9 protein-coding genes and 1 tRNA gene are annotated in these 10525 nt (G+C 70.5%); 2 read left to right on the top strand and 8 right to left on the bottom strand.

From position 1 onward, the window contains the following. Nucleotides 1-11: 11 nt before the first annotated feature. Entirely contained in the window at nt 12-1034 is a 1023-nt protein-coding gene (locus ROT00_RS01415; RefSeq protein ID WP_404771778.1) for a TerC/Alx family metal homeostasis membrane protein, read from the bottom strand. A gap of 210 nt (nt 1035-1244) precedes the next feature. Here ROT00_RS01415 and ROT00_RS01410 point away from each other — a divergent pair, with 210 nt between their 5' ends. Beyond that, nucleotides 1245-1943 carry a TIGR00645 family protein gene (locus ROT00_RS01410; protein ID WP_404771776.1) on the top strand — a complete coding sequence of 233 codons (699 nt, stop codon included), beginning with the start codon at nt 1245-1247 and terminating at the stop codon, nt 1941-1943. A gap of 186 nt (nt 1944-2129) precedes the next feature. Here the strand turns inward: ROT00_RS01410 and ROT00_RS01405 are convergent. Further along, nucleotides 2130-2202: transfer RNA gene (locus ROT00_RS01405), tRNA-Glu, on the bottom strand. Between the two features lie 235 nt (nt 2203-2437). Between ROT00_RS01405 and ROT00_RS01400 the strand changes: the two genes are divergently transcribed. Beyond that, nucleotides 2438-3076 (top strand): MBL fold metallo-hydrolase, encoded by a 639-nt coding sequence (locus ROT00_RS01400; RefSeq protein ID WP_404771774.1) that lies wholly within the window; start codon nt 2438-2440, stop codon nt 3074-3076. Here the strand turns inward: ROT00_RS01400 and ROT00_RS01395 are convergent. The 6 genes from ROT00_RS01395 to ROT00_RS01370 form a co-directional block, all read right to left on the bottom strand. Beyond that, a complete protein-coding gene (locus ROT00_RS01395; RefSeq protein WP_404771772.1) occupies nt 3073-5346 on the bottom strand; it encodes a transglycosylase domain-containing protein in 2274 nt (757 codons plus the stop codon). The genes ROT00_RS01400 and ROT00_RS01395 overlap by 4 nt on opposite strands. A gap of 137 nt (nt 5347-5483) precedes the next feature. Beyond that, the gene (locus ROT00_RS01390) at nt 5484-6992 is read right to left on the bottom strand and encodes a chlorohydrolase family protein (RefSeq protein ID WP_404771771.1); all 1509 of its coding nucleotides are present in this window, start codon (nt 6990-6992) and stop codon (nt 5484-5486) included. Beyond that, the gene (locus ROT00_RS01385; RefSeq protein ID WP_404771769.1) at nt 6989-7837 is read right to left on the bottom strand and encodes an ABC transporter ATP-binding protein; all 849 of its coding nucleotides are present in this window, start codon (nt 7835-7837) and stop codon (nt 6989-6991) included. Before ROT00_RS01385 ends, ROT00_RS01390 begins: the two co-directional genes overlap by 4 nt. After that, nucleotides 7834-8688 carry an ABC transporter ATP-binding protein gene (locus tag ROT00_RS01380; protein ID WP_404771767.1) on the bottom strand — a complete coding sequence of 285 codons (855 nt, stop codon included), beginning with the start codon at nt 8686-8688 and terminating at the stop codon, nt 7834-7836. Before ROT00_RS01380 ends, ROT00_RS01385 begins: the two co-directional genes overlap by 4 nt. Next, nucleotides 8685-9575, bottom strand: a complete 891-nt coding sequence (locus ROT00_RS01375) for an ABC transporter permease (RefSeq protein WP_404771766.1) — start codon at nt 9573-9575, stop codon at nt 8685-8687. The genes ROT00_RS01380 and ROT00_RS01375 overlap by 4 nt, the downstream gene beginning before the upstream one ends. Then, complete coding sequence (locus ROT00_RS01370; protein ID WP_404771764.1) at nt 9572-10522, bottom strand: ABC transporter permease; 951 nt, start codon at nt 10520-10522, stop codon at nt 9572-9574. Before ROT00_RS01370 ends, ROT00_RS01375 begins: the two co-directional genes overlap by 4 nt. Between the last annotated feature and the right edge of the window lie 3 nt (nt 10523-10525).

Below are 10525 nucleotides of genomic sequence, written 5' to 3'. Positions count from 1 at the left end.
GTGCCGCGGCATCAGTCCTCGGTGAAGTGCGGCACCTCTTCCATGAGGGTGTGGCCGCGGCGGCGCGCGTCGATCCGCGCCTTCACGAGGCTCGCGATCGTGGCCACGAGCATGGCCGCGAGGATGACGCAGAGCGACATCCAGGTCGAGATCTCCGGCGCCCACTCGATCGGGTGGCCGCCGTTGATGAAGGGCAGCTCGTTCACGTGCATCGCGTGCAGCACGAGCTTCACGCCGATGAACGCGAGGATGAACGCGATGCCGTACTTCAGGTACTCGAGGCGCTCGAGCAGTCCGCCGAGCAGGAAGTAGAGCTGGCGGAGCCCCATCAGCGCGAACACGTTCGCGGTGAAGACGATGAACGGGCTCTGCGTGATGCCGAAGATCGCCGGGATCGAGTCGAGCGCGAACAGCAGGTCGGTCGTGCCGATCGCGACGAAGACGATGAGCATCGGGGTGAAGAAGCGCTGGCCGTCGATCGTGGTGCGGAGCTTCACGCCGTCGTAGTCGTCGCTGAGGCGCACCCGGCGGCGGAGGCTCCGGATGAGGAACGAGTCCTTCTGCTCCTCGTCGTCGTGCCCGCCGCGGATCTGCCCGATCGCGGTCCAGACGAGCCAGGCGCCGAACAGGTAGAAGATCCAGCTGAAGTTCTCGATGAGCGAGGCGCCCAGCAGGATGAAGATGCCGCGCAGCACGAGGGCGAGGATGATGCCCACCATGAGCACCTCCTGCTGCAGTTTCCGCGGCACCTGGAACTTGGCCATGATGATGACGAAGACGAACAGGTTGTCGATCGAGAGGCTGTACTCGGTCAGCCAGCCGGCGAGGAACTGCCCGCCGTGCTCGGCGTCGCCGAGGAGGAACATCAGGCCGGCGAAGATCAGCGCGAGCACGACGTAGAAGACGACCCAGAGGGTGGACTCCTTGAACGAGGGCACGTGGGGGCGCTTCACGACGAGCAGCAGGTCGGCGATGAGGATCAGGGTCAGGACCACGAGGGATCCGATTTCGAACCAGATGGGGAGCTCGAGCACAGAGGACCTTTCGGGGAGTGTGGGTACGACGGAAACCCGAAAGTCTCTCCTCCGCGCGATTGCGCTGCCACGCCCGGAACGTCTTCATCGGCGTTCGTACTGACGATCGTGGCTCACGGTGCTCGCGCACCGCGGGATACTCCCCTTCGCTCCGGGAAGTCTAGCGGACGCGCGGCCGTAGAATCGTACCCCCGGATTTCGAGGAGACCGATGAGCGCCCAGACGACGCCGCCCACCTACCGCACCGCCCCCTGGTCAAAAGCCGTCGGGCTCTTGATCTTCACCAGCCGCTGGCTGCAGGCCCCGCTGTATCTCGGACTGATCGTCGCGCAGGCGATCTACGTGTGGGTGTTCCTGAAGGAGCTCTGGCACCTCGTCGAGGGCGTCTTCAACGTCGAGCACGCGCTCACCGAGGCGCAGATCATGCTCGTCGTGCTCGGCCTCATCGACGTCGTCATGATCGCGAACCTGCTCATCATGGTCATCATCGGCGGCTACGAGACCTTCGTGTCGCGCATCAAGGTCGACGGGCACCCCGACCAGCCCGAGTGGCTCTCGCACGTGAACGCGAACGTGCTCAAGGTGAAGCTCGCGATGGCGATCATCGGCATCTCCTCGATCCACCTGCTGAAGACCTTCATCGGCGTGGGTGCGATCACCGAGCAGGGGGCGGTCGAGAACGGCGAGAAGTACACTTCCACGGGCGTGATGTGGCAGGTCATCATCCACTGCGTGTTCATCCTCTCCGCCCTCGCGCTCGCGTGGATCGACCGCATGTCGTACCACCGCAGCCACCCGGGCGAGACGCACGACGGCGTGCCGGTGCCGATCGCCGGCGCCGAGGTGGCGCAGCCGGCGGTCGTCGCCGCGACGACGCACGAGGACGGTCGCGACCCCGCGCGGAGCTGAGCACCGCGGGAGCGAACACCGGATGCCCCGGAGCCGTGCTGCTCCGGGGCATCCGCCGTCTCCGGACGACGCGGGAGCAGCGACTCCGGACGCCCCGACTCCGCGACCGACGGCCTCGGAAACGACGACCCCGGAAACGACGAAGGCCCCCGCAATCGCGGGGGCCTTCTGCCGTGTTGCCGATCGTGACCCCAGCGGGATTTGAACCCGCGCTACCGCCGTGAGAGGGCGGCGTCCTAGGCCGCTAAACGATGGGGCCGTGTCTCGGAATCTCATTCCGTTTCCGGCAACTCGAAGAGTATGACACACGTTCCGAGCACATTCCAAATCGAGCGGGACGCTCGATCGGCGAGGGCCGGAAGGCGGCCCGACGAGGGGCCGACCCCTCCCCCACGACCGCCCGCACCCCGGCCCCTGGCCCGGCCCGCGCCCGGTCCGTGGCCCGGCCCGCGACCCCGCTTGCGCACCCGCGACCGCGGGTGTTTGCTCGAAGCATGCGCCTCACGAAGCTCGAGCACGCCGCCCTGGTCCTGGACGACTCCGGGGACCGACTGTTCATCGATCCGGGCAAGTTCACGACCCCGATCACCGAGGCCCAGGGCACGCTCGCGATCGTCATCACGCACGAGCACGACGACCACTGGACCCCCGCGCAGCTCGACCGCATCCTCGAGCAGAGCCCGGACGCCAGGATCTTCGGCCCGGCGGGCGTCGCCGCCGCCGCGACGGACTACGCCGTCGAGACCGTCGCCGCGGGCGACGAACGCGAGCTCGGCCCGTACCGGCTCCGGTTCTTCGGCGGGCGGCACGCGGTCATCCACCCTTCGATCCCCGTCATCGACAACCTCGGCGTGCTGGTCAACGACGCCCTCTACTACGGCGGCGACTCGTTCGTCACGCCGGAGGGGGTCGCCGTGGACGTGCTCGCCGCGCCCGCTGCGGCCCCCTGGATGAAGCTCAGCGAGTCGATGGACTACGTCGAGCGGGTCGCCCCGCGCCGGGCCTTCCCCACGCACGAGATGCTGCTCTCGCGCGCCGGGAAGGACCTGTCGAACGGGCGGCTCGCCTGGGCCGTGCAGCAGGGCGGCGGCGAGTACCTGCCGCTCGAGCCAGGCGACACGCTCGACTTCTAGCCGCCGTCCGGCTCGGGGGTCTCACCGGCTCGCGGTCGAACCGCGCCCGGTCCCGCCATGGTGAACTCTCCCCCGCCGTACTTCGACGCGGCGACCGACATCACCCTGGGCCACATGCGGTGCCTCGCCTCGGCCGCCCGGCCGCTGTCGAAGTAGATGCCGCGCTGATTCGCGTCGCCGTTCACGCTGACCACGGCCGCGACGGTGGCGACCTTCGTGCTCGCTCCGACCATCCAGGTGTCCTTGTTGCCGTCCGTGGTGCCCGTCTTGCCGATCAGCGGCACGTACGGCTGCACCGCTCGGTTCGAGGCTTCCGCGGTCCCGCTCGTCATGACGCGGTTCATCGCGTAGTGCATCGCCGCCGCGACTTCGGGCGCCACCGAGGCCTGGCAGTTCGACTTCGGCACCGGGACTTCGTCGCCGTTGCGGTCCACGATCCGGTCGATGGCGATCGGTGAGCAGGTGACGCCGTTGTTCGCGATGCCCGCATAGGCGACGGCCATCGTGAGCGGGGCGACCTCGTTCGTGCCGAGAATGGTCGAGGGGTACTGCTGCAGCGCACCGCCGTCGGCGCGATGGACGCCGAACGCCTCCGCCGTCTTGCGGATGCCGCAGAGGTCGAGCTGCTTGGCCATGCCGACGAAGCCCGTGTTGATCGAGCCGATCGTCGATTCGAGCGCCGTGTAATTGGCACCCGACTCGTTGGCGTCGTTCTTCGGGTTCCAGCCTTCGTCGCCGTAGCCGCCGACGCAGCTGTCCTGGAACGACCCCCAGTTCGCCTTCGGCCGGGAATCGACCCGCTCGGTGAGCGCGTGCCCCTCGTTCAGCCACTGGGCGAGCGTGAAGACCTTGTACGAGGATCCGGGCTGGAATCCGCTCGACCCGCCCTGGGCGTAGTCGGTGTTGTAGTTGATGCTCGTGTACTGCGGGCCCTGGGCGAGGACGGTCGGGTCCTGGCTGTAGACCTTGTTCTGCACCATCGCGAGGACTCGGCCGGTGCCCACCTCGACGCTCGAGATCACGCCGCCGAGGTCCCAGCCCGGGTAGGTCTGCGGCACGTTCTCGTTCATCGCGGCGATGGCGGCCGCCTGCAGATCGAGGTCGAGGGTCGTGTACACCTGGTAGCCGCCGCGCCGGAAGTTCGCGAGGCGCTCCTCGCTGTCCTCGCCGAAGGTCGGATCGGTCTGCAGGATCGTCTTCACGTAGTCGCAGAAGTAGGCGTGCGGGCCGGCGGTCTGGCAGCCGGTGCTGGGCTCGACGATGTTCGGGGTCACGGGGGTCGCGAGCGCCTCGTCGTACTGCGCCTGCGTGATCTTCTTCAGCTGCAGCATCTGGCGGAGGATGTAGTTCCGCCGGTCGGTGTTGGTCTGGTACCCGGTCGCCGCGCCGTTGCGTTCGTCGTCGGGCTGATCGATGCGGAACTTCTCCGGGTTGTTCACGATCGCGACGAGCGAGGCGGCCTGCGCCAGGGTGACCTTCGCCGCGGTCGTGCCGTAGTAGTAGTTCGCGGCGGCCTCGATGCCGTACACCGTGCCGCCGAAGCCGGCGATGTTCAAGTAGGCGAGGAGGATCTGATCCTTCGAGTAGCGCTTCTCGACGCCGATGGCGAAGCGCGCCTCCTTGAGCTTGCGGTCGAGGCTCGTCTCGGTGACCTTCTCGTAGCAGCTCTCCTTCGCCTCGGCCACCAGCTCAGCGCGCTCGTCGGCCGTCAGCTCGCGTCCTTCCGCTGCGGCCTGCTCCTCGGCCTCGGCGGTCGCCGCGTCGCCCGACTCGGTCTCGCACTCCTGCACGCGCACGTTCTTCACATACTGCTGGGCGATCGACGACCCGCCCTGGGTGTTCCCGCCGCTCACGGTCTTCACCGCGGCCCGGAGCGTGCCCTGCACATCGACGCCGCCGTGGTCGTAGAAGCGCGGGTCCTCGCCGGCGACGGTGGCGTCCTTCACGAACTGGCTCACCTGACTCCACTCGACCTCGACCCGGTTCTGCTCGTAGAAGGAGGCCATGAGGCTCGGCACGCCCGCCGCCGTGACGGCGTAGATGTTGCTCTTCTCCGACGGCTCGTCGATCTCCAGATAGCCAGGGAGATTCTCGAACATGCCGATCGACTGCGTCGCGGTCGCCCCGACGAGACCGATCGCGGGGGTGATGCCCGCGACGACGAGCGCGCCGGCCGCCACCGAGGCGCAGATGAGGCCGAGGAGGCCGCCGAGGACTCCGAGCGGCGTGCGCCGTTCGACGAAGTCTCGATTCCGGAGATTCCGGTCCATCCGTGGCACTCCCCGATCGTGCGTTCCGCGTCCCCCGCGCGGCCCCCCGGACGAGGGCCCGTCTTCAATGGAACCTCAGGGCGGCCCGCATGTCCAGCGTGGTCGCGTCGCGGCGTGTCCCTGAGCATCGCTCGGCCTCACGCCGGTCGGATCGGCTCCCCTGCGCGCTCGACGCGACCGAAGGTCCCCGGGAAGAGCGGGCCGTCGCCCGGACGGCCGTCGCGCTCGGCGTACGCCGCCCGCAGCTCCTCGAAGATGCGCTGACCCTCGCGCGCCAGCGCCGCGAGATCGAGGCCCGGGATCGTCCCGTCGACCACGACCGCTCGGCCGGCGACCATGCTGAAGCGGGCATCGCGCCCGGTACCCGCGAGGATCAGCGCGCGCAGCGGATCGTCGACGGGACCGGCGCGGAAGTCGTCGAGCGCGAAGGCGACGAGATCGGCGCTCGCCCCCCGCTCGATCCGACCGAGGTCGTCGCGGCCGAGCGCCCGCGCGCCGCCGAGCGTCGCCGCCTCGACGTACTCCGCGAGCAGGCCCCTGGAGAGGTCCCCGTGCTGGGCCTTCGCGAGGTGCACCCCCGCGTCGATGCCGCGGACGAGGTCGGGCGGGAAGGAGTCGGTGCCGAGCGCCACGTTCACCCCGGCCTCGAGGTACTGCGAGAGCCGCTCGAGGAGGAACGCGTACCTGGCGTTCGTGAGCGGGCAATGGATGACGCTCGCCCCCGCCGCGGCGAGCGCCGCGAGGTCGCCGCGGTCCTCCCCGGCGACCTCGGGGTGCACGTCGAGGTAGACGCCGTGCGCGAGGATCAGGCGCTCGTCGAGGAGTCCCGATCGCGCGATCAGGCCGAGCGGGGTCGTGCCGTTCGCCTCCGCGACGAGCGCGCGCTCGGCGTGGTCCTGGAAGGCGTGCACCCGCACCCGGACGTCCCGCCGGGCGGCGACCGCCGCCGTCTCGTGGAGCAGCTCCTCCCGGACGGTCTCGATGCGGCACGGAGCGAGGATGCCGGTGACGAGCGGGTCCCCGAGCCGTTCCACGGTGTCGAGGAACCGGACGGCGGCCGCGAAGCCGGCTCGGCCGAGCTCGTCGTCCCAGTGGATCGCCGGGCGGCCGTTCTCGTCCGTGACGTGCACGCCGGAGCGGTAGCTCGGTCCGAGGAAGGAGCGCAGGCCGAGCTCGGAGGCGGTGCGGGCGACGTCGAGGAGGTCGTCGTGACTCTCGGCCCACGCCGAGTGGACCTCCGAGGCGATGGGGGCGAAGCTCGTGATGCCGTGGAGGGCGAGCTGCACGAGGGCGTACCGCCGCATGGTGGACCGGTCCTCGGCGGACAGCACCTCCCGTCTGCGGTTCCTCGCGTAGTCGGCCGACCAGTCGAGTCGGCGTTCGTGCGCGGCATCCCCCCACGCGTCGAGCTGGAGATGGTCGAGGTCGGCGAGCGCGTCGAGATCGATGAGGCCGGGGAGCAGCACGCTCCGGCCGAGCTCGACGCGTGCATCGACCGGGACGTCGAAGACCGGTTCGCCCACCGCGCCGACGGCCGCGATCCGGTCGCCGTCGACGAGGACCGCGCCGTCTCGGATCTCGGTCATGCCGGCCTCGCCGTGCGCGATCACCCATTCGGCGGTGATGAGGGTGCGCCGGCTCGTCACGAGGCCAGCCGCTCGCGCCGCACGGGCTTCCAGCCGGGTCTCGGCACCGCGGCCCGGAGCGATCGGGTGTAGGGATGCACCGGGTCGGCGAGGAGCTCGGCGGTGCGGCCCTGGTCGACGACGCGCCCCTGCTCCATCACGATCATCCGGTCGGAGATCTGGTTCACGACGGCGAGGTCGTGCGAGATGAAGAGGTAGCTGACCTCGCGCGAGGCGCGGATGTCGGCGAGGAGGTTGAGGATCTGCGCCTGGATGGAGACGTCGAGCGCCGCGACGGCCTCGTCGAGCACGATCACGGCGGGATCGGCGGCGAGCGCCCGGGCGATGGCGACGCGTTGGCGCTGCCCGCCGGAGAGCTGGTGCGGATGCTGCTCTGCGAAGCGCTCGCCGAGGCCGACGCGGTCGAGGATGTCGAGCGCCCGGGCGCGAACCTCGCGCCGGGTCGTGGCCGCTCCCGCGTGCAGACCGACACTGGTGGCGACGATGTCGCCGATCCGCTGCCGGCCGTTGAGGGAGGAGTACGGGTCCTGGAACACGTACTGCACCTCCCGCGCCCAGCGTCGCCGGTCGGCGAGCCGGCGCACGCCGCCGGCACGGGACTCGCCCCGCACGCTCAGCCGCCCGTCGGTCACCGTCTCGAGGCCGACGAGCATCCTCGCGACCGTCGTCTTCCCCGACCCCGACTCCCCCACGATCGCGAGGCACTCGTTCGCGTGCAGCTCGAAGGAGACGTCGTCGACGGCGACGACCGGCTCGTCCTTCCGGGGGCCCGGGAAGACCTTGCGCAGGCCCGCCGCGACGACGATGGCCTCCCCCTCCGCCCTTCGCGTCTCGTCGTGCGTCATGATGCCTCCGCCTTCAGCAGCTCGTGGGTCGCCCGGTCGTAGCGCAGCACGGGCAGCCGCTCGACGCGCTCGTCGATGCTCGGCCGGGCGCCGAGCAGCTCGATGGTGTACGGGTGCGTCGGCGCGTCGTAGACGTGCGCCCCCTGCTCGACGATCTCGCCCGCGTACATGACCGCGAGCCGGTCGCAGCAGGCGGCGGCGAGCTCGAGGTCGTGGGTGATGAAGAGCAGCGCGAGGCCGCGCGCCCGCCGCTGCTCGTCGAGGATCGCCATGACGTCGGACTGCGCGGTGACGTCGAGGGCGGTGGTGGGCTCGTCGGCGAGGATCAGCTTCGGCTCGGCGAGGAGGACGCTCGCGATCATCACCCGCTGCAGGAGCCCGCCCGAGAGCTCGTGCGGGTACTGCCGCAGTCGTTGCTCCGGATTGCGGACGCCGACCTCGTCGAGGAGCGCCACGGCGCGCCGATCGGCCTCACGGCGGTCGACGCCGCGATCGCGCACCAGCGACTCGGTCAGGAAGTCGCCCACCCGGTGGACGGGGTTCACGTGGGCCCGCGGGTCCTGGAAGATCATGCCGACGTCGCGCTGCCGGTAGCGGCGGAGCGCCGCCGCGCCCATCGCCGGCACGGACGCCCCCTCGAAACGGATCTCCCCCGTGACCCGGAACGCGGGATCGAGCATCCGGGTGATCGCCCGCGTCGTGAGCGACTTGCCGGAGCCCGATTCCCCGACGAGGCCGAGGGCCTCGCCCGCGCCGATCGAGAGGCTGACGCCGTTCAGGAGGTCCTGGGTCCCGCCGCGGAGGCGGAGGGTCGCACGGACGTCGGCGAGTTGCAGCAGGGGGTCGGTCATCGCATGCTCCTTGCGCTGGACGTCAGGCGGTCGCCGATGACGGTGACGCACCAGACGATGAGGACGATGAGGGTGCCCGCGGCGATCGCCTCGGTCGGCTGTCCGCGCAGCACCGAGTCGAAGCCGCTCTTCACCATCAGGCCGAGGTCCGCCGTCGGCGGCTGCACGCCGAGTCCGAGGAACGAGACCGCGGCGAGGTCGATCACCGCGAATCCGAGCGAGGACACCGCCTGGGCGACGACGATCGGCTGCACGTTCGGCAGGATCTGGGTGAAGGTGATCCCGGTGCCCGACTGCCCCTGCAGCCAGGCCGCGGAGACGTAGGGCATGTTGCGCTCGCGGAGTGCGGCGCCGCGCACGACGCGGGCGACGTAGGGCACGTAGGCGATCGCGAGGCCGCACACCACCGTGATGAGGCTCGGCCCCCAGATGGCCACGGCGATGAGGCCGAAGACGATCCCGGGCACGGCGAAGAGGACGTCGAGCAGCCAGCTGATCGCGGTGTCGATGCGGCCCCCGCGCCAGGCGGCGAGCAGCGCGAGCAGGGTGCCGACGACGGTGGCGATGAGGATCACCAGTCCGGGGCCGGCGAGCGTGATCCTGGCGCCCCAGATCAGTCGGGACAGGATGTCGCGGCCGAGCGCGTCGGCGCCGAGGAGGTGCGCGGGCGAGGGGCCGGAGAGCGAGGCGAGCAGGTCCGGGAAGTCCGGATCGTACGGCGCGACGACGGGCGCGAAGGCTGCGGCGAGCGCGATGACGAGCAGGATGCCCGCGGCGATGCCGCCGGTGACGCCGAGGCGGTCGCGGGTGCGTCGGGCGAGGCCCGCGCCGCGGCGGTCGCGGGCGACCCGGGCGACGGCGAGGCTGGTGGTGGACGGCGTGGTCATTTCCGGCTCCCGAGGGCGATGCGCGGGTCGATGAAGGTGTAGAGCACGTCGACGACGGCGTTCACGACGACGAACGCGACCACGAGCACGAGGATCACGGCCTGCACGACCGCGAAGTCGCGTTGCAGGATGGCCCGCACGAGCAGGGAGCCGAGCCCGTCGAGCGCGAACACGTTCTCGACGACCACGGCGCCGGCGATGAGGGTCGCGATCGTGAGGCTGAGCACGGTGACGATCGGCACGAGCGAGTTGCGCAGCACATGGTGCCGCACGATGTGCCCGGGTGCCAGTCCGCGGACGGTGGCGGTCTGCACGTGCTCGCGCCCGCGTTCCTCGAGCACCGATGCCCGGGTGATCCGGGCCAGGTAGGCGGCGCTCGCGACCGACAGCGCGACGGCCGGCAGCGCGAGGTGCACGAGTGTGTCCACTCCGCCGCTCCCCGAGCCGAAGGTGGGGAACCAGCCGAGCCCGACCGCGAACACGCTGATCAGGGCGACGCCGATGACGAACGAGGGCGTGGACAGCCCGATGGCGGCGAGCGTCGAGGTGAGCTGGTCGCTCCAGCCGCCGCGGAGGGCCGCGAAGGTGCCCGCGGCGATCCCGACGACGGCGATGATCAGCGCCGCCATCGACACGAGCGCGAGCGTCGTGCCGATCCGACCGCCGATCAGCGCCGAGACGTCCTGGCGGTAGACGATCGAGTAGCCGAGGTCGCCGCGGAGGAGATCGCCGAGCCAGGCGACGTAGCGCACGAAGAACGGATCGTTCAGGTGGTACTGGGCCGTGACGGCGGCGATCTGCTCCGGGGTGCCGCCGCGCGGTCCGAGGATGAAGGCGAGCGGGCTGCCCGGGGCGAGGTAGAGCAGCCCGAAGACGATGAAGGAGGTGACGAGGAGCACGAGCAGCAGGCCGCCCGTGCGCCTCGCCAGGTAGGCGCCGAAGGACATCCG

Origin of the sequence: Agromyces mediolanus (assembly GCF_044917495.1) — a bacterium.
GTDB classification, from domain to species: Bacteria; Actinomycetota; Actinomycetes; order Actinomycetales; family Microbacteriaceae; genus Agromyces; species Agromyces mediolanus_B.
The sequence above is the reverse complement of the archived record's forward strand: the minus strand, read 5'-3'. Positions and strand labels throughout refer to the sequence as shown.